Source organism: Pseudomonas sp. Fl4BN1 (assembly GCF_009908285.1).
GTDB lineage: Bacteria > Pseudomonadota > Gammaproteobacteria > Pseudomonadales > Pseudomonadaceae > Aquipseudomonas.
Genome location: NZ_JAAARM010000046.1, coordinates 22,817 through 41,922 on the forward strand (window position 1 = coordinate 22,817; position 19,106 = coordinate 41,922).

The window sequence follows — 19,106 nt, forward strand, 5'->3', positions numbered from 1 at the left end:
GCGCTTTGGTATCAGATAGTTACTGACTGCGCGGCATCCATCCACCCGTTCAGTGCAGCCGGTGCGTCAATCTCGCCCTCCCCGCACCATGGCGAAGCAAGGCTTTGGCTATCACCAGCATAGTCAGAGTTGATTTCACTGCCCGGTCGCACATGCAGATAATCGCCTCCATCGAGCAAACACTTCACCAAGCCTGATGAAGCCGCTGCTGCAACCTTGATGACACCGATGACAAGCAGATCCGGATGCTCCCTACCGACTGCCTCTCCTGACCGGCCTTCCCTTTTAGCCACCCAATCGGGTGGCTTTTTTTTGCCTTTTTTATCCCCCATAAAACGCAACTGGCCGACCCAGGGGTCAGCCAATTGTCAGTCTCGAGAAGATTGCGCAGGCTATACCAGCCGCCCTCGAACCTCCTGCTTCACTCCCCACCCCTCAATAATGCCGCCCAGGGGCTCGACCACCGCCTCGAAGTCCTGTTCAAAATCCCCGATGCCGCCATGGGTGGCGTACATCACCTTGCTCAGTTCCAGATACCAGGCGCCATCGTCACGCACGCTGATCTGGGCATTCAAGGATTCACCGCGAAAATGTCCTGCCGCCCTGCGCGCCCGCTCCTCATCCGGGAAAATGGCGTAGAACTCGATGGGATGGAATCGTGAAAAGTCAAAACCGCCTTCTTTCATGCGGCGCAGCACACTGCTGCTGATGTCTTCTTGAAAGGCTGTGCTCATGAAACGTCCTCCTCAAACCGATGGATAGACTTTCCGTGCTTCCCGACCCGCCGGCCAAAGTAACCGGCATCACGACCCTGGGCGGGTCGTCAGGAAACAAGCATGGAGCTGACAAGATCAGAGCTTAGCGAAGAATTCGCTGATCTCGTTTGCAGATTAGCGCCAACCTCTGGACGCCGCCAGAAATTGCTGCCGGAACGACCTCTGCCCTCTCTAGATCGGCGTGATGCCGAGAATCTGAATGCTGTTCTGCTCTTTCAGGCTCTTGAGCGTGGGCGCCTCGATGCGCCCATCCAGATCGTTGAGATCCAACTCGGCACTCACGGGCAGCAATTTGGCCCGCACCAGTTGTGCGGCTCGCTCCAGCGTCGGTTGCTGGTCGCAATCAAAGTGTTCGACGGACTGGACACCATGATCATCAACGAAAGTGACTTGCCACTTTTGCATCAGTGCCTCCTCGATAGCCCCAAGAGTGGGCTTACAACATCTCGACCTTGAGCCTTGGGCAATCGTTCCACCAGGCGGGCCTGCGGACACCAATAAAAAGGCCGCCCGAAGGCGGCCTTGGTGAACCCGGTGAATACTTAGCCGATCACGGCTTTTCAGCACGGGCCTTCAGCGCCTTCAAAGTATTGAAGGGTGCATCCACCACGAACTTGTTGGCCAACCAGGACGGCACGCTGCCACCCGGCTCAGTGTGCACCTGGTAGGTCACTTCAACCTGGTCGGCACCCTTGGGGACGAACTTCCAGTAACCCTCGACCTGGGCCACACGTACGAAGCCTTTCTCTTCGGGGATGTAGCTCGGCACGCCTTCAAGCTTGCGGGTAAGACTGCCGTCAGCGGCCTCGCTGGTGGTGATGTGCAGCACCGAATCACGGGCGGTGACCGGCCACGGGGTATTGAACTGGGTATAGGTCCAGCTTTGATCGCCCTCATGCTTGAGCAGTTTCTGGGTCTTGCACTCGTGAATCCAGGAACAGGCGCCGGCCACGTCTTCCTGCAGTGCGCGGAGCTTGGCGATGGAGGTCTTCATGGTGGTCACACCACGGTAGGCCTTGTATTTGGAGCCGGCCACTTCGCTCAAGGAAATCTTGATGCCGTCTTCATCCTTGGCCGTTTGCCAGTCTTCGGCGTGAGCCGTTGCCGCCAACAGCACGGTTAAACCACAGAGCACAGCAATTCGATGCAGCGAACCCATTGTCTTATTCCTTATTGTTGAAGTTCCGTTCATTGAGAACACCTTAAGCCGCTGTCATTTGTTCCCACCAACCGATCAAGCGGATGGCTTCTTCACGACTTTCGCCACAAACCTCAGGATCTGCCTGGAACGCGCCACACACTGCTGGTCGCTCTGGCATGCCGAAAAGACCGCACAGGTGTTCGACAGAAAGATGCAGGCAGCGTTCTCCCGCCGGTTTACCCTGGGGCATTCCGGGAAGCGGTGTACTGATGGAGGGGGCAATACAGCAGGCGCCACAACCTTCACGGCAGTTCATGACGAAAAACTCCTCGCGACAAGCAAAGTGTCGAATGACTCCCGGTAAGAGTAACCGCTAAAACAGCCGTTTTAAATTACTCAAAGAACGGATTTGACGCACAACCGTGCGTGACTGATCAGTCTCCGACAAAGTGTCGACCCAGCCAGTCACAGCAATGCTGAAATTTTTACTGTTTGAACTCGAAATCCAGGGCAGCGCCTTCGATTTCCCGACGCTCCTCATTGCGCAACTGCAATTGCATTTCGTTGCTGAGCAAGCGGCCATTGAGCTGGAACGGGCTGCTTTCCTTGGGTTTCTCGCCGAACATCTGCGGCAGCAGCGGCTCACGCTTGGGCAGTGGCACGCTACCGACAGGTTGCAGGTGCTTGACCATCTCCGGCGGCAGGCTCAAATCCAGCTTGGGGCTGGTCAAAGGCGTCTTGATGTCTTGATAGGCCCACTTGGATTTCGACGTGGCCTTCTTGTTCGCCGGCTTGGCCTTTGCGGCACTGGCTGGCGCCTTGTTTTTGCTCGCAGGCGTTTTCTTGGTGGTAGTCGGCTTGCTCGGGTGGGAACTGCTGGCTGCCGGTTTGTCCGAAGCCGAGTCTGCCTGGACGGACGTGACCGGGGCAACTCCCAACAGGCAGACGCATAACCAGAAGGCAGGAAGAAAGGCTTTCATAAAGGCAGGTAGATCGACAAAAGGTGCCCTATGCTCGCTTGTTGCAAGCCCCATGACAAGCACGGGGCTTGATTGTTTAAAATCCGCCGGCCGCTTCCTGGCATAACTGGCTGGCAAGCATTCCCAAGGTCATCAACGCTCGTTCGGCTTCACGGTTCCAGGGAGTGCCACAGTTCAAGCGCACACAGTGATTGAATTGCTCGGTGTTACTGAATATCAATCCGGGGGCAATACTGATGCCTTGCTGCAAGGCGCGCACATGCAGCTCCTGGGTGTTGACCCGGCCCGGCAGGCTGACCCACAAGATGAACCCCCCATTGGGCCGAGTGATCTGCGTACCCTCAGGAAAGTACTGCTGCACCGCCAGTTGAAAGGCACTGAGGTTCTTGCGGTATTCCTGGCGAATGTAGCGCAGATGCCGGTCATAACCACCGTTCTCCAGATAGGCCGCGACGCCCATCTGAGTCACGCTGCACGCCGAATGGGTACTGAAAGTCTGCAGGCGCTGGATCTCCTGCTGATACTTGCCGGCGATCATCCAGCCGATGCGTACTCCCGGCGACAGGGTCTTGGAAAAGCTCGAACAGTAGATCACCCGATCCAGGCGGTCATAGGCCTTGAGGGCCTTGGTGCGCCCCACCTCGAACATCAACTCGCCGTAGATATCGTCCTCGACCACCTGGATATCAAAGTCCGAAGCCAGGCGCAGCAGTTGCTTCTGCCGCTCTTCCGGCATGGTGCCGCCCAGGGGGTTGCTCAGGCGCGTGGTCAGCACCAGGGCCTTGATCGACCATTGGTTGGCCGCCAGCTGCAAGGCCTCAAGACTCATGCCGGTAGAGGGATCGCTGGGAATCTCGATGACCTTGAGCCCCAGCAGGTCCGCCAGTTGCAACAAGCCGTAGTAGGTCGGCGACTCCGCGGCAATCAGATCACCCGGCCGGGTCAGCACCCGCAGCGACATCTGTAGCGCATCCACGCAACCGTGGGTGATCACCACTTCCGAAGGATCGACCACCACCCCGGCATCGCGCATGCGAATTGCCACCTGGCGCCGCAAGGGCTCGAACCCCGGACTGAACATATAGCTGAATGCCCGAGGGCTATGAAAACGCGTGACCTTGGCCAATTGCTGGTGCAGCGCCCGCACCGGCAGGTAGTCGACGCTGGGTACCGCAGCGCCCAGAGGAAAGACCCCTTCGCGACGGGATTCCACCAACACCTGCTGGATAATACTGCTGCGGGTCACCAGTCCCGGGCGCTCGACCCGAGCGATGTCCGGCGTCGACGCGGTCAGCGCCGGCGTCTGGTGCACGTAGTAACCCGACTGTGGGCGCGCACGGATCAACCCCTGATCCTCCAGGTTGGCGTAAGCCTGGAGCACCGTGGCGTGGCTGACATTGAGCTGCGAGCTCATCTTGCGCACCGACGGTACACGCTCGCCCGGCTGGTAGACACCACGGCGAATATCCTCAGCCAACTGCTGAGCGATACGTTGATAGAGCAAGAGATTGGTCATTGCGCAGCACTCGATTTCACGGCGTTTTATTCTTGTGTGAAACAATACCGGCACAGTTTAGAAGTGTACTGGGACAGTTTCTACAATAGTCGAGGATGTGGGGCAGTGAAAAGTAGAACTGTAGGGTTTTTGCGAACCCCGTGGCAGGCATAAAAAAACCCGACGCTTGCGAGGCGTCGGGTTTTCCCAGGGCAACAGGTTGGTTTCAGCGAGAAGCGCCGAGCTGGCCCTTTTCGTCAGAGAAGACGATTTCTACCCGACGGTTCTGCGCCCGGCCTCGTTCGGAGGCATTGGCTTCAACCGGATAGTCGTCGCCATAACCCTCGACCTGGATCCGCTTCTCATCGATCCCCAGGTCCACCAGCACATCCGCCACCGCTTGGGCGCGATCCCGGGACAGTTGCAGATTGCTCTGGCGCTCGCCGGTATTGTCGGTGTAACCCTCGATACGCACCACGCGCTTGGGGTTGAGCTGGAGAAATTGCACCACCTTGAGCACAGTACGGTTGGCCGAATTCTTCAGCTCCGCCTCCCCGGTATCGAACAGCACGTCGCCCAGGGTCATCACCAGGCCACGATCAGTCTGGGTGGTGGCCAGGCTGATGATCTGCTCTTCCAACCATTTGCCCTGCTGCTGCACGCTCAGCAGCTTGGCTTCACGCAGGGCCAGTTGCAGGCGCTGGCGCTCCAGCTCAAGCTTGGCCGCGCGTTCCTGATTCAACATCTGCTCGGTGTGTTCGCGAGCAATTTCGCTGTAACGACGGCTCAGATAGGCATAGTGCTCAACGTCGCTACCACTGCCCCAATAGGTCGACAGGCGATCGGCACGGGCCAGGGACTCACCGGCGCGGATTACGTCCTTGGGCGCTATACGCAGCACATTGGAATCTTCCTTGACCTTCTGGAAGTCGACACTGGCTTGCTGCAAGGCTTCCTCGCTGTGCTGACCGGCACAGCCATAGAGACTGGCGCAGGCCAACAGCACTGTAGCGCCGAACATGGGTTTGAAGAGCTTCATTGGGCATCTCCCAATTGCTTGCGCAGGCGAGTGATGCGGGTATTGAGTACGTCTACCTGCTCCTGGCTCTTCTGGGTCAGGACTTTGGCCTCGGCCAAGCGTGCATCCAGTTCGGCCTGCTCGGCACGCATCCGCGCCTTCTTGTAGGACTCATCCTGCATGTTGCCCTGGGCTCGGGAGAACTTGTCTTCGGCCAGTTTCAACTCAGGCACATCCTCGCTAGAAGCCCCAACGGCCTTGGCTTGCTCCAACGCCTGGGCAGTGAGGCGCATCTGCTCGTTGGGTGCTGGATCGGTTGCACAACCCGCCATGGCCAACAGGGCCACGGCAGCGAAAAGAGGTCGAATAGTCACACAAGATTCCTACGGTTTTGGGCTGTTGACGGGTTGCTGCAACTGGGCCTTCCAGCGCTCAAGATTGCGCTGCAGCAAGGCCTCCGTCAGACCGGACGCCGGCAATTCTGTCATCTTTTTTGCCAACTGTCCGCGCAACCATGGGTCATTGCAGGCCGAGTTGTGGGAGAGCGCGAGAAACAGTCCCGGTTTGTCGATAGGTTGGGGAAACGCTGCCAGATCCGCTTCCATGCCCAAGGACTGGGCCATGGCCATGCCGGCATAACGCGGCGCCAGGACATAATCCACCTCTCCCAGAAGCAAGGTCTGAAAGACCTGGGTCAGGTTCGGTAGGCGCTTGAGCTGCAAGTGGTCCTTGGCCATAGCGACAAAAGGCTGGGTCAACCGGGCCTTTTCCGATACAGCGCCAGGATGCCCAGCAAGATCCGCCGGCTGGGTGTAGCTCAGGGTCGAATCCTTGCGGGTCCAGACCAGGTAGTCGTTCTGCACCAGGGCCGGATGGATGTAGTCCAGGGACTCCAGCTCATCCAGGGTCAACGGCGCATCGGCAAGCAGGTCCATGCGCCCGGTACGTACTTCCTCCAGAGCCTCGGAGCGTTTGCCGGCGTACAGCAACTCGACCTTCAACCCCATCTCCCCCGCTACCTGCTGTAACAGGTCGGCGCTGGCACCCATCAGATGCTTGGGATTTTGCGGGTCACGCCACAAGTAAGGCGGCGCATCAGGACTGCCCGTAACCACCAGCCGCTCGCACTTGCCCGCAGCCATCGACAGCGACGGCAACAACGTCAGGCCCAACAGTGCTGACCAGCCACTCATGCGGCGCAGATCCATGGCAAAACTCTCCCCCAGCAAACAGCAGACAAAAAAAACCCGGCCAAAGGGCCGGGCTCTTTATAAGTGAAGCCGCCGGATTAGACCAGCTTCTCCAACTCGGGTACCGCTTCGAACAAGTCCGCCACCAAGCCGTAATCAGCCACCTGGAAGATCGGTGCTTCTTCGTCCTTGTTGATCGCAACGATCACCTTGGAATCTTTCATACCGGCCAAATGCTGGATCGCACCGGAAATACCGACGGCGATGTACAGCTGTGGCGCAACGATCTTGCCGGTCTGGCCGACCTGCATGTCGTTGGGTACGAAACCTGCGTCGACCGCCGCACGGGAAGCGCCGACAGCTGCGCCGAGCTTGTCGGCCAGGGCGTACAGGTGCTTGAAGTTGTCGCCGTTCTGCATGCCGCGGCCGCCGGAAACGACGATCTTGGCAGCAGTCAGCTCAGGACGATCGGACTTGGCCAGCTCTTCGCCAACAAAGCTGGAAGTACCCGCATCCTTGGCAACAGATACAGCTTCAACCGCAGCCGAACCACCTTCACCGGCAACCGGGTCGAAACCGGTAGCGCGGACGGTGATGACTTTTACCGCAGCGCTCGATTGCACAGTAGCGATTGCGTTACCGGCATAGATCGGACGCTTGAAGGTATCAGCGCTTTCAACCGAGATGATCTCGGAGATCTGATCAACATCCAGCTGAGCGGCAACCCGCGGCAGGATGTTTTTACCGTTGGAGGTCGCGGCAGCCAGGATGTGGCTGTAGCCAGCGCCCAGCTCTACTACCAGCGGAGCAACGTTTTCCGGCAACTGGTGCGCGTAAGCGGCGTTATCAGCCACCAGCACTTTAGCCACGCCAGCCACTTTCGCAGCCGCTTCAGCCACGGCGCCAACGCCCAGGCCTGCAACCAGCACGTGGATGTCGCCACCGATTTTCGCGGCCGCAGCCACGGTGTTCAGCGTGGCCGGAGCCAGCGCCTTGTTGTCGTGTTCAGCGATTACCAAGATAGTCATGATTAGATTACCTTCGCTTCGTTTTTCAGTTTCTCGACCAGTTCAGCCACCGACTTGACCTTGATGCCCGCGCTGCGTGCAGCCGGCGCTTCGACTTTCAGGGTCTTGTTGGTGGAGGCGGTGGAAACGCCCAAAGCATCAGGAGTCAGCACTTCAAGAGGCTTCTTCTTGGCTTTCATGATGTTTGGCAGGGACGCGTAGCGCGGCTCGTTCAAACGCAGGTCGGTGGTGACGATGGCCGGCAGCTTCAGCGAAACCGTCTGCGCACCGCCGTCGACTTCGCGGGTTACAGCAACGCTGTCGCCGTTGACTTCGACTTTGGAAGCGAAAGTGCCCTGACCGTAGCCGCTCAATGCAGCCAGCATCTGGCCGGTCTGGTTGTTGTCACTATCGATGGCCTGCTTGCCGAGGATCACCAGCTGTGGCTGTTCCTTGTCGACCACAGCCTTGAGCAGCTTGGCCACGGCCAGGGAGTTCAGTTCATCGGCAGATTCGACGAGGATGGCACGGTCAGCACCCAGAGCCAGCGCGGTACGCAGCTGCTCTTGAGCGGTGGACGGGCCGATGGAGACGACGACGATTTCAGTCGCCACGCCTTTCTCTTTCAGGCGTACGGCTTCTTCCACTGCGATTTCGCAGAAAGGGTTCATCGACATCTTGACGTTGGCGAGGTCGACGCCGGAGTTGTCCGCTTTGACGCGAACCTTGACGTTATAGTCGACCACTCGTTTGACAGCTACAAGAACCTTCATGGATTCCTCGTTACTCTCCGGTGAAAAGAAAGTCGCCTAGGCGAGAACCTGGCGGTTGATGCTCATCGGCACAAGGGCACCTCCAAAAACGCTGGCGCACATCAGGTTGACCTTGCTCACGGGGTGATGACCGTTCGTCAGTGGTGACCGACGAGTCATTCATTATCGCGGCGTGTAAACTGCGCACTTTCAAGCTGCGCGGTGCGTCACCTTTACTGCCTTTGCCCTGTCTTTAGAGGTGCTCTTGAAACCAACAGTCAGCCTACGGCGAGCGCAAAACCGACCGTATCTTGACCGGAACGCCTTTTCCGGTCAATACGGCAAAATAGCCGTTCATGAGCCGCGCTTCTTTGATTTATCTGGGCTGCGACAAATTCAAACAAACGTTTGTATTGGACGCTGAGAGTGGTGTAGATATAATGCGCCGCCCAGAGAGAAAGGTCGGCCATCCTCACCTCCCCCCCCCCATGTGTGATGGGAGAAAGCGCGGATGCAACGCCAAACCTCCAATTAGAAAAAACCGTTGAGCCTTGAGTAGGAGATAGCCTAGTGGAACGCGAATACATGGAATTCGACGTGGTCATCGTCGGTGCCGGCCCCGCAGGCTTGTCCGCCGCTTGCCGCCTTAAGCAGAAGGCCGCTGAAGCCGGTAAGGAAATCAGCGTCTGCGTGGTTGAAAAAGGCTCCGAAGTCGGTGCTCACATCCTTTCCGGTGCCGTGTTCGAACCTCGGGCCCTGAACGAATTGTTCCCGGATTGGAAAGAACTGGGCGCCCCGCTAAACACCCCCGTGACCCGCGACGACATCTATGTCCTGCGCAGCGGTGAAGCCGCCACCAAGGTTCCAGACTTCTTTGTGCCCAAGACCATGCACAACGAAGGCAACTACATCATCTCCCTGGGCAACCTGTGCCGCTGGCTGGCCCAGCAGGCCGAGAACCTGGGCGTGGAAATCTACCCGGGCTTCGCCGCCCAGGAAGCCCTGATCGACGAAAACGGCGTGGTCCGCGGGATCATCACCGGTGACCTGGGTGTCGACCGTGAAGGCCATCCAAAGGAAGGTCTCTATACCCCAGGCATGGAACTGCGCGGCAAATACACCCTGTTCGCCGAAGGCTGCCGTGGTCATATCGGCAAGCAGCTGATCAAGCAGTTCAACCTGGACAGCGACGCCGACGCCCAGCATTACGGCATCGGCCTCAAGGAAATCTGGGAAATCGATCCGGCCAAGCACCAACCGGGCCTGGTGGTGCACACCGCCGGCTGGCCGCTGGACATCATGAGCAACGAGAACACCGGCGGCTCCTTCCTCTATCACCTGGAAAACAACCAGGTGGTGGTGGGCCTGATCGTCGACCTGTCCTACGCCAACACTTACCTGTCGCCGTTCGACGAGTTCCAGCGTCTCAAGCATCACCCGGTGCTCAAGCAATACCTGGAAGGCGGCAAACGCATCAGCTACGGCGCCCGCGCACTGGCCAAGGGCGGTATCAATTCGCTGCCGAAGATGGTCTTCAAGGGTGGCGCACTGATCGGTTGCGACCTGGGCACCATGAACGTGGCCAAGATCAAGGGCAGCCACACCGCGATGAAGTCCGGCATGCTGGCCGCCGATGCGGTAGCCGACTCGCTGTTCGCCGGTTCCGAAGGCGCCGACGAGCTCAAGAGCTATGTCGACTCGTTCAAGGCCAGCTGGCTGTATGAAGAGCTGTTCGCCAGCCGCAACTTCGGCCCGGCCATGCACAAGTTCGGCCCGATCATCGGCGCCGGCTTCAACTGGTTCGACCAGAACATCCTCGGCGGCAAAATGCCGTTCACTCTGCACGACACCAAGCCGGACTACGCCTGCCTGAAGCTGGCCAAGGACTGCACGAAGATCGACTACCCGAAACCCGACGGCAAGCTGAGCTTCGACAAGTTGAGCTCGGTGTTCATCTCCGGCACCAACCATGAAGAAGAACAGCCTTGCCACCTGAAGCTGACCGACCCGAGCATTCCGTTGGGCCGCAACCTACCGCTGTACGATGAGCCGGCTCAGCGTTACTGCCCGGCCGGCGTGTATGAAGTGATCACCCAGGAAGACGGCGAGAAGCGCTTCCAGATCAACTCGCAGAACTGCGTGCACTGCAAGACCTGCGACATCAAGGATCCTGCGCAGAACATCACCTGGGTCACTCCGGAAGGCTCCGGCGGCCCGACTTACCCGAACATGTAAGTCACCGCTGCGCCAAAGAGGCTCCCAATGAAGGGGGCCTTTTTTATGCTTGCGATTCGCTGGCAAGCCAACGCCTACCTGCGAGCAGCGATTTCAAGCCGTGCGTTCATCACCCGGATTACGCTCGAAGTAGCGCTTGTACTCACGACTGAACTGCGACGTACTCTGATACCCCACTCGATGCGCCACCTGGGCCACGCCCAACCCCTCCCCCAACAGCAACTGCTGGGCCTTGAGCAACCGCAGGCGCTTGAGGTACTGCACCGGCGACAGCAAGGTGCTGCGCTTGAAGTGCTCATGAAAGGTCGAAGTACTCATGTTGGCGCAACGGGCCAGGGTCTCGACATTCAACGGTTCGGTGTAATGTTCGTGCAGGTGATTGAGCGACGCCGCCACCCGGGCGAATTGCCCCTGCTGCTCCACCAGTGCCCGTAACGCATCGGCCTGGGGCCCGCGCAAGGCGGCGAACAGCAACTCTCGCACCCTTGAAGCACCCATGATCTTGCACTCCAGAGGATCGTGCAGGCAGCGCAGCAACCGCTCCACGCACCCGCGCATGGCGTCATCGAGCACCGCCGAGGTCATGGACTCCAGGGTCTGCGCCGAAACCGTGCGACCCTCGGTGATGCCCATGGCCAGTACCAGTTCCCCCAACATCGCCCGATCGATGGCAATCGAAACCCCCAACAGCGGCGCATTGGGCAAGGCAAAGGTTTCGCATTCGAAGGGCACCGACAGCGCCTGGATCAGGTAATGCCCGGCACCGTACTCCAGGGTCCGCGTACCCAGGTAGGCCAGCTTGCTGCCCTGAACGATGATCATCAGGCTCGGCTCGTAGATCTGTGGTCCCCGGGCCACATCACGGCTGGCCCGCAGCACCTGCACCCCAGGCAATGCAGTGGGGATAAAGCCCTCACGACTGGCAAGGGGCTGGAGCAACGAAACCAGAGGGGCATTGGCGTCGAGGTGACGGGTCAGCAGCATGGGGAAAACTTCACGGAAAAAGGGATGAAAACATCATCGCAGGTCTGCTGGCCAATGCCGCGCAAAAACCGCCAATGACGGAGGAATAGGCATGACATGCCGAGGAATCGCCATGGCTGCAGCGACGCTCGGCGCCGAAAATGCCTCGCCTCACTTGTCAGCGCTTTTGCGAGGTTCACCATGTACACCGCCATCGGTTATGCCACCCAATCGGCCACCACTCCCCTCGCCCCCATGAGCTTCCAGCGACGCAGTCCACGTGCGGACGACGTCGCCATCGAGATCCTCTACTGCGGCGTCTGCCCAACATGTAACCCTAGCTGATTGACTGCATCATGTATCGCGTGGGTTGACCGTAGAATTGACAACCCAGGCGTAACGTCTAGCCTTGACTACAAACCTAGTAGGCACGACGAGCACAATGGCTTCATATATAAATTCCACACATGAAGGCAGGATTGTCCTCGTACCCTCCGTGCCCAACATATTCGCGACGGTGTACGCAACCGTTTGCCTTCCTGGGGCCGTGACTGAGCCACTGCATGGTTGTGAAACTTCGCGGGAGATTTACCGTGAAGATGAAGTTGGAGCAGATGATCATTTAAAGAACGCCTATAACTTTCCCTTCTTGTTTCACAAGGACGGTACACCTTGGATAGAAGCTAACTCCTACCTCTATCACATTATTCAGGATCAGCATCCCAATGAACGTCCAACGGATCAAGCAAGGCGAATTGCCGCGGAACTCCTCGATTATTTGATCTTCTGCGAATCACAAGGCATCGACTGGAAAGACTTTTCAGGGAAGCGTCCTTCTCACCGGCCGACCTATAAGTACTTCAATTATCTGAAGAACCAAAGCAAGCGAAGCAGCCGCGTCACCAACCAATACACCGGCGCCGTCTACAACTTCTACAAATATGTGTCTCGCTATTGGCACTCCATCGACATGGAGCGCGTAGACACCGTCCGCACGTTCAAATCATTTGCTTCTACAGCCAAAGGTTCATTTTTAATTGAACGCGTAAGACGAAGTCAAACTCTAAGCACAGCACCTACGGTTCAACCCGACATAGGTACGGTAAGAGATGAAGGCGAAGACCTTCGGCCGCTAACGAACCAGCAATTGAAAATGCTGCAAGACTCCCTTACTAAGCACAAATGGCGGGTGCAAGATCGTTTAATAGTTGATACCGCCCTGATGACCGGGGCTCGTAAACAGACAGTATTGACACTACGACTTAAACACCTTGCACAGTTCACTGAAGAGAACCTAAGACGCGATAACACCTATGCAGTTAAGTGCGGCCCTGGCACCGGAATCGACACTAAGCATAGCAAAGCCTTGACGATTTATATTCCGAAAGCACTCGCCTCACGATTGTCAATCTGGGCAAAAAGCCCCACCGCTTCCAAACGACAAAAAAAATTTATGGACTTGGCAGCATCCGGGCCAATTGGCTCTCAATGGAAGCGTGAAGACGTTTATTTATTTCTGTCTGAGCAAGGAAATTCCTACTACGTATCCAAAGATGACCCCAACTACCCCTTCATAAAAACGCCTGCCAAGGGCCAAGTAACCACGACAATAAAGCGAAAGATCCTGAAGTATTCAGGAAGTACATTCCCAAAGGACTTCACTTTTCATTGGTTAAGAGCGACATTCGCCTTCCAACTCTACCAATACTTACAGCCATTGGTGGATTCCGGACGTCTCGGGAGCAGTGATCAAATTTCAATTATACAGATCAGGCTCAGCCACAGTTATCGTGAGACTACGGAGCACTATCTAAAACTATTCAAGATGTTCAACGAGAATCTGGCAGCGCAAGAGGGTTGGGAAGATTGGCTTATGGGTGGCGAAGGCATGCTCCAAAACCATGACAATAAAAAGCTAGCCTAAATGCTATCCACTCGAAAAACCAATACTTACTTAGTCTCAGAGCTAACCGATGTAATTACGCATCCTGAATTAGCTAGGGTACACCTCCCAGAGGTAGTGGCAGTTCCCTTTGATATAGGCGCGCTTGCATATTCAATTAGGTACATTCCAATCTCCCGGAAAACCACAAGACCTTCTGGCGAGCCGACTCCAGTTGATCTAATGTCATTGAGACATGAACGCATCGAACTGATTGAAGCCATTTTCGACGTCATCCCTACTGCATTTAATAGCGAGTCAAGCATATACCCTTTCTTGAGCAACATAAGGACAATTATCGACTGGTGCGACACAACTAACCACCATGATATTTTTGTCAGCCCGACGCAAAGCCGGCGTGTATATTTAAACTACACGAATGAACTCAGACACAAACTTCACACAACTGAAGAACTGGGCCCGATTAGATGCTCGACTCTGCAATCAATCATGAAGCGCCTGATTGAGCTTAAGTTTGGAACTGAGCTTGCCACCTCAATAACTGCTGGAGTCATCACATTAAGATACAACAGATTTATTGAGGGCAATATACCTCAAGAGCAGATCATCCGATCTCAAGTGAGAGTTTTACTAGACTTAGCTCAAAAACTTTCCAAAGCTCTGATGGACGTAGAGCCATTTCCTTTTATACTGGAGATCGGAGGACAGCGATCTTGCTTCCTCCCTTACATAACAAGGCCAATCAGCACAGATAAGAAAAAACATGAGGTTGTGACGATTGACGATGCGACGTGCACCCTTAGAACTGTCGAAAGCTTAGTTAGCATTTATCGGCTTGAAAAAAATGACGCACTCAACCGCCTTAAGGGAGTTCGCAAAACTTTAAGTCTCGCAAACAACAACCCGTACTGCCGCGCCAGGAATCAGCTAGCATCCCTAGCCTTGCAGGCGTATGCAAATCTGTTCATCTATATTACTGCAGCCTCTGCAAAAGAATTATCTCAATTTGACTACGAAGAAGGAATTACCATCACTGAGGACACGCTCAGAAAACAGCTGAAGGCTATTAAGCTGCGGGCAAATGGTCGGGTTACGAAATATACCGTCGGACGAAAAACAGGACTAAAACTGCTTCGCGAATACCTAAAGTTCCGGGCTTGGGTTGTACGTGGCGAACAAATCAGCCAACTCTTTATTGGCCATGGCGCCGGCTTAAATAGCATAACGGGATTGTCCAAGAAATTCCAATCTACTCTATGGCCAAGGGTACGCGACCTTTATTTTGAACCGTCTACCGCCAACATCCCACCGAAGCTTGCCCGCAAAATAAAAAGTGTAGTACTTCATGAAATCGAGCATTCCCTGCCTGTAGTCTCCGAGGTACTTAACCATACTGAAGAGGTTAATATTCGACACTATTCGCATCCATCGGTCGATGGCCAACGTAGGGAATTTGGTAATTACTGGGCAGCTGTACGAAAAACAGCGGAACTCATACGAGACCGCGATGCATCTGGAACGCAGTCAATTGCCGCTGGGCATTGCGACAATATCAATCATCCAGAGCCAAAAGAACAACTTATTCCGATTCAGCCAGTATGTGAATCGCAGCTTGGCTGCCTGTACTGCATGCACTATTCCTGTCACGCCGATGAAGAGGATACGTTCAAGTTACTGAGCTTAAAGTATGTCATTGAAAGTGTGAGAGCAATCTCTGTAGCAAGTGCGCTAACCACTCGACTATTCAAAGATCTGAACATTCGCTTGTCCGAGATTATAAGTGCTATTGCGTCTAAATCAGCTCACACCATGGCAATGGTTGAAAAGGTCAAGCACCGAGTCTTTGTGCTGGGCGAGCTCACTCCGTTTTGGGAGTCAAGACTACAGCGTTACGAGCGCATGGGTATTCTATGAGGAGCGCGGACAACGACGAGCCTACCAATGCCGACTCGCTGGGCGATCAAATCCGCCCCCTAGAGGGTTATGTCGAACCCGGCGCTCGCCCATCGCCGGACTTCATTATATGCCGCGATAAGTCAGGCATACCGACAGCGGTCTATGGACAATACATTTGGGATATTAACCCACTGAGATTAAGCGCCAGATACATGTCCAAAATTAGATTTGACAAGTACTTTGGCGACGAGATGAATACCGAGCAGCGAGGAATAGTTGAAGAGGCACAGTATCTAGCATTTTGTTTCATGTATTATGCATCGACAGGTTTCGGCGGATCTATTTCGCCGTCCTCAATACTTGACTACTGTAATACACTGCGACTTATTGGTAAATTTTGTTATAAAATGAAAGGGAATGAGCTGGTCGGAACACTTAGTTTCAAAGACATATTCACTACTCCAATTTACATGGCTGCGATTCTAAAGGAGCTAAAATCCCGCCCCACACAACAACGGAATGTATTGAAAATATTAAATCGAATGGCATCGATGGGAAGCTCGAACCTTGGCTATATGGTTATCAGCTCCATTGACACCTTTGACGTACCTGCTCCGGCTAAAGCCAAGCAGCACCCAGCAATTCCGACCATGTTGTATATCAATCTCATAAATGGGCTGAGCGCAGACCTTGACAAGCTCGCACCTCTGACATCAAAACTTGAGGAGTTCATCACTGCATTTGCAGACCGTTGCTATGGGGTTGATTACCGGACTCAGCATAAAATTTCTAGAAATACTACTGTAGAATTGAAACCGGACTTTAGCGTAGCAGTAGCTTCCCATAACTTGGGAAGTCTATTCACCGACGACTATTTCTGCGACTCACGCCAACGCTTCACCGTACTCCTGACCACCATTCAGCACCTTGCCAAGTACACAATTCATCTTTACACAGGCATGCGCGATCAAGAAGTCGGACGCCTACCTTACGACTGTATTGCAAAGGAAGAGATTGAGCCTGCAACCTTCGACGACTATGGACTCTTACGAGATCCAGAATTGATCATCAATGTCATCTCAACCACAACCAAATACACAGGATATCGCCAAGAAGCAGCTTGGCTCGCGACTTCGGAGGTGGTGAGAGCAGTACGGATTGCACAGGCCGTCTGCCGAGGGCTGGCCAAAATACATGGTGTACCGCCGGAATCCTTACATCTATTCACCAGCTCTGGTGTTATCCGAAGCCTAGAATCTGCTCCGCGACCGGCGATTATTGAATACCCTTCTCAACCTGCTTTTATGAAACGGCTTACGATCTCCCAAGCCGACTTAGCAGAACTTGATCTGTCTGATCCCAGCCGAGTTTTTCTTGCACAGGATGGATTTGAGGTTGGTAAGCCCTGGCCACTTAGCACACATCAACTTCGCCGATCTCTAGCGCTGTACGGCAGCAGTAGTGGCTTCCTATCACTGCCGAGCTTATCCAAGCAATTCAAGCATTTCACGAAACAGCTCGCCAGATATTACTCAAACAACTTTGAAAGAATAAAGACCATCTTCGGTAGCTACGACCCCAAAACCGGCGAATTTATCCTACCCCACACTCACTTCCTTTACGAGTTTCAACTGGCCATTCCAATGCAAATGGCTTATGAACTGATAGCTGACGTCCTAGGGGAGATGCAATTGTACGGTGGTGGCGGTGCTCAGATTCAGGCTCAGAGGGAGCGAATCGCCTCAAACCAGATTAGCGTTATCGAGTTCCGAAAGGATACAACAAAGAGAGTCCAATCTGGAGAGTTGAGTCACCGTAGCACCTTTCTCGGATCTTGCACAAAAACTGGTGACTGTGAGACATATATGCTTGGCCAAGTTAGCACTTGTTTAACATGTGACGGCGCTGCGATCTCCTTAGATAAACTGGGGGCTGAAATTGAAAACTCCGAACGCGAGTTGCTTATTTATCATCCCGGTACTGGTGAGCATCAGATTTTAAAAGAAGAGCTAAGTAAGATGAAAATCTTTCACACGAAACACAAGAAAAAAGAAAACAAGCCTTGAACAAAGCAGCGTATAAAAATGGAGTGGAGGCTTGCCGCGCTGGCTTTGAACGTTTGAAAGCCGGAAAGCCGGAACATCCCGCGCATATAGGTCTTCCTTCGTCAAAAATAACACCAGGAACTGTGAGTGTAGAGGCTGGTTTCGACCGGGGATATCTCAAAAAATCCCGTCAAATTCACATACATCTAATTGATGAAATTAATAGCTATCGCAAGCGCCTAAAATCCGATTCCTCAACTAATCTGACACGCTTCACCCAGGTATTGAAAAAATCAGAGCAGAAAGACTTTGAAATACAATACCTTCATGACCTTACGCAAAAGATAATTGCTCAAAACCTTCAACTTGTCGAAAGAGTACGCACTCTGGAATTGGAGCTAAAAAGTTACCGTAATGTTCAAAAAATTCAGAGTGAGCCTTAGCTCTTTTCCTTTAATTAATGTCCTCTCTGGTATTGCTGCGCCCCCTCTATCTCATATCGCTGGCTCGTCAGACCGAGCGTGTGGATACCTGCCATAAATTCAGCCCCAATCCCCTCCCTGTCGTTCAAGGTCGCACCAATGGCGACGAAAAAATAATCAGATACAGCACGTAGTTACCAAGATCACTCATCACACAACTAATGAACGGGGTTTCAGTAGATAGTCCGCGCCCCTTGCAAGACAAACATGGAAAAGTACTAGACTTTGAATCGCTCGACCATATGCAATTGTTGGTCGGCTATGCCAGACAGGAGAATGATTTTGAGGAGAATCGAAACACTGAACATGACAAGCACTCATAGCGTCACTGCAGAAATTAGCACTAAGCAACTGCTATCAACGCAGGAATACTCCTGGGGCTTCTCAATCCTGTGATCGGGGCTAGTACCGTAGGTAAACAATTGGTACTTAGCCCTGATCGACAGACGCTTGCGAAAGGTTCTTGCTGTTATTTAACTTGGCCAGCTTGGAACCACTGCCAAGTTGCATCCAATGATTCCTCAAAGCATTTCAGGATGGCTTGGATGTCTTCTTCTTTGGAAATTAACGGAGGGCAAAAAGCGACAGCGTCGCCCATCGCGCGGCTGATCATGCCCAGATCCTGAGCTCGTGCCGACAGGTACCGTCCCAAGCGCCCCCCAGTTTCAAACGGCGCTTTTGTTTCCTTATCAGCAACCAACTCCACCGCAGCGATCAAGCCAACGCCACGAATCTCCCCCACCAGTGGGTGATCAGCGAACCGTTGAAGGCCATCACGCAGGATTTCTCCCATACGTGCAGCATGCCAAACCAGCTCTTCATCCTGGATGATCTTGATGTTTTCCAAAGCGACCGCAGTTGCGACCGGATGACCACTGCCAGTAAATCCGTGACCAAGAGTTCCGATCGTATGGCTTTGGTCTGCAATTCCTTGATAAACCAAGTCGTTGATCAATATGGCCGCAATCGGTTGGTAGGACGAAGACAGCTGCTTGGACAAAACCATGACGTCTGGTTTGATCCCAAACGTCTGGCAACCAAACATATTGGACTACCCCCATTCCAATAGACATTTTCCGGCCTCATAACGAGGCGCTTTCAAAGGCCTCAGGACTGACGCCGCCCAAGTGACTATGACGGCGAGTACGGTTGTAAAACACTTCGATGTAATCGAACACATCGGCCCTGGCCAAGTCACGGGTTTTGTAGATGCGCTTACGGAT

The 19,106-nt window shown here is 54.3% G+C and carries 21 protein-coding genes and 1 pseudogene; 6 read left to right on the forward strand and 16 right to left on the reverse strand.

Features of this window, described 5'->3' with window-relative positions:
* Nucleotides 1-11: 11 nt before the first annotated feature.
* From GV818_RS30360 to GV818_RS30420, 13 genes are all read right to left on the reverse strand, one after another.
* Nucleotides 12-365: a hypothetical protein gene (locus GV818_RS30360; RefSeq protein ID WP_161778350.1), complete on the reverse strand. Its 354-nt coding sequence runs from the start codon at nt 363-365 to the stop codon at nt 12-14.
* Nucleotides 366-392: 27 nt separating this feature from the next.
* Nucleotides 393-734 carry a ribonuclease E inhibitor RraB gene (locus tag GV818_RS30365; RefSeq protein ID WP_161753383.1) on the reverse strand — a complete coding sequence of 114 codons (342 nt, stop codon included), beginning with the start codon at nt 732-734 and terminating at the stop codon, nt 393-395.
* Nucleotides 735-947: 213 nt separating this feature from the next.
* Nucleotides 948-1,181: a hypothetical protein gene (locus GV818_RS30370; RefSeq protein ID WP_161753385.1), complete on the reverse strand. Its 234-nt coding sequence runs from the start codon at nt 1,179-1,181 to the stop codon at nt 948-950.
* Between the two features lie 145 nt (nt 1,182-1,326).
* A complete protein-coding gene (locus tag GV818_RS30375; protein WP_161753387.1) occupies nt 1,327-1,935 on the reverse strand; it encodes an START domain-containing protein in 609 nt (202 codons plus the stop codon).
* Nucleotides 1,936-1,978: 43 nt separating this feature from the next.
* Nucleotides 1,979-2,233 carry a YkgJ family cysteine cluster protein gene (locus GV818_RS30380; RefSeq protein ID WP_161753389.1) on the reverse strand — a complete coding sequence of 85 codons (255 nt, stop codon included), beginning with the start codon at nt 2,231-2,233 and terminating at the stop codon, nt 1,979-1,981.
* A 169-nt stretch (nt 2,234-2,402) separates the two neighbouring features.
* Nucleotides 2,403-2,897, reverse strand: a complete 495-nt coding sequence (locus tag GV818_RS30385; protein ID WP_161753391.1) for a translation initiation factor 2 — start codon at nt 2,895-2,897, stop codon at nt 2,403-2,405.
* 76 nt (nt 2,898-2,973) lie between these two features.
* Nucleotides 2,974-4,413, reverse strand: a complete 1,440-nt coding sequence (locus GV818_RS30390) for a PLP-dependent aminotransferase family protein (protein ID WP_161753393.1) — start codon at nt 4,411-4,413, stop codon at nt 2,974-2,976.
* 205 nt (nt 4,414-4,618) lie between these two features.
* A complete protein-coding gene (locus GV818_RS30395) occupies nt 4,619-5,431 on the reverse strand; it encodes an OmpA family protein (RefSeq protein WP_161778351.1) in 813 nt (270 codons plus the stop codon).
* Nucleotides 5,428-5,784: a DUF4398 domain-containing protein gene (locus tag GV818_RS30400; RefSeq protein ID WP_161753397.1), complete on the reverse strand. Its 357-nt coding sequence runs from the start codon at nt 5,782-5,784 to the stop codon at nt 5,428-5,430. Before GV818_RS30400 ends, GV818_RS30395 begins: the two co-directional genes overlap by 4 nt.
* 9 nt (nt 5,785-5,793) lie before the next feature.
* The gene (locus GV818_RS30405) at nt 5,794-6,618 is read right to left on the reverse strand and encodes a substrate-binding periplasmic protein (RefSeq protein ID WP_161753399.1); all 825 of its coding nucleotides are present in this window, start codon (nt 6,616-6,618) and stop codon (nt 5,794-5,796) included.
* Between the two features lie 80 nt (nt 6,619-6,698).
* Nucleotides 6,699-7,628, reverse strand: coding sequence for an electron transfer flavoprotein subunit alpha/FixB family protein (locus GV818_RS30410; protein WP_161753401.1), 930 nt, complete (start codon nt 7,626-7,628; stop codon nt 6,699-6,701).
* Between the two features lie 2 nt (nt 7,629-7,630).
* Nucleotides 7,631-8,380 carry an electron transfer flavoprotein subunit beta/FixA family protein gene (locus tag GV818_RS30415; protein ID WP_161753403.1) on the reverse strand — a complete coding sequence of 250 codons (750 nt, stop codon included), beginning with the start codon at nt 8,378-8,380 and terminating at the stop codon, nt 7,631-7,633.
* 257 nt (nt 8,381-8,637) lie between these two features.
* Nucleotides 8,638-8,829: a hypothetical protein gene (locus GV818_RS30420; protein ID WP_161778352.1), complete on the reverse strand. Its 192-nt coding sequence runs from the start codon at nt 8,827-8,829 to the stop codon at nt 8,638-8,640.
* 100 nt (nt 8,830-8,929) lie between these two features.
* Here GV818_RS30420 and GV818_RS30425 point away from each other — a divergent pair, with 100 nt between their 5' ends.
* The gene (locus GV818_RS30425; protein WP_161753407.1) at nt 8,930-10,594 is read left to right on the forward strand and encodes an electron transfer flavoprotein-ubiquinone oxidoreductase; all 1,665 of its coding nucleotides are present in this window, start codon (nt 8,930-8,932) and stop codon (nt 10,592-10,594) included.
* A gap of 93 nt (nt 10,595-10,687) precedes the next feature.
* Here the strand turns inward: GV818_RS30425 and GV818_RS30430 are convergent, their stop codons facing one another.
* A complete protein-coding gene (locus GV818_RS30430; protein ID WP_161778353.1) occupies nt 10,688-11,578 on the reverse strand; it encodes an AraC family transcriptional regulator in 891 nt (296 codons plus the stop codon).
* Nucleotides 11,579-11,758: 180 nt separating this feature from the next.
* On the opposite strand from GV818_RS30430, the pseudogene GV818_RS30435 reads away from it, so the two are divergent.
* The 5 genes and pseudogenes from GV818_RS30435 to GV818_RS30455 form a co-directional block, all read left to right on the forward strand.
* Nucleotides 11,759-11,881: pseudogene (locus GV818_RS30435) on the forward strand (NAD(P)-dependent alcohol dehydrogenase); the annotation flags it as partial.
* Between the two features lie 118 nt (nt 11,882-11,999).
* Nucleotides 12,000-13,481, forward strand: coding sequence for a site-specific integrase (locus GV818_RS30440; protein WP_161778354.1), 1,482 nt, complete (start codon nt 12,000-12,002; stop codon nt 13,479-13,481).
* A gap of 468 nt (nt 13,482-13,949) precedes the next feature.
* The gene (locus GV818_RS30445) at nt 13,950-15,374 is read left to right on the forward strand and encodes a hypothetical protein (protein WP_161778355.1); all 1,425 of its coding nucleotides are present in this window, start codon (nt 13,950-13,952) and stop codon (nt 15,372-15,374) included.
* 233 nt (nt 15,375-15,607) lie between these two features.
* Entirely contained in the window at nt 15,608-17,422 is a 1,815-nt protein-coding gene (locus tag GV818_RS30450; protein WP_161778356.1) for an integrase, read from the forward strand.
* Nucleotides 17,419-17,844 (forward strand): hypothetical protein, encoded by a 426-nt coding sequence (locus tag GV818_RS30455; RefSeq protein ID WP_161778357.1) that lies wholly within the window; start codon nt 17,419-17,421, stop codon nt 17,842-17,844. Before GV818_RS30450 ends, GV818_RS30455 begins: the two co-directional genes overlap by 4 nt.
* A 508-nt stretch (nt 17,845-18,352) precedes the next feature.
* Here GV818_RS30455 and GV818_RS30460 read toward each other — a convergent pair.
* Together GV818_RS30460 and GV818_RS30465 are read right to left on the reverse strand one after the other, a co-directional pair.
* Entirely contained in the window at nt 18,353-18,928 is a 576-nt protein-coding gene (locus GV818_RS30460) for an aminotransferase class III-fold pyridoxal phosphate-dependent enzyme (protein ID WP_161778358.1), read from the reverse strand.
* Nucleotides 18,929-18,965: 37 nt separating this feature from the next.
* Nucleotides 18,966-19,106: IS3 family transposase (locus GV818_RS30465; RefSeq protein WP_161778359.1), on the reverse strand; the 141-nt coding region annotated here is incomplete at its 5' end.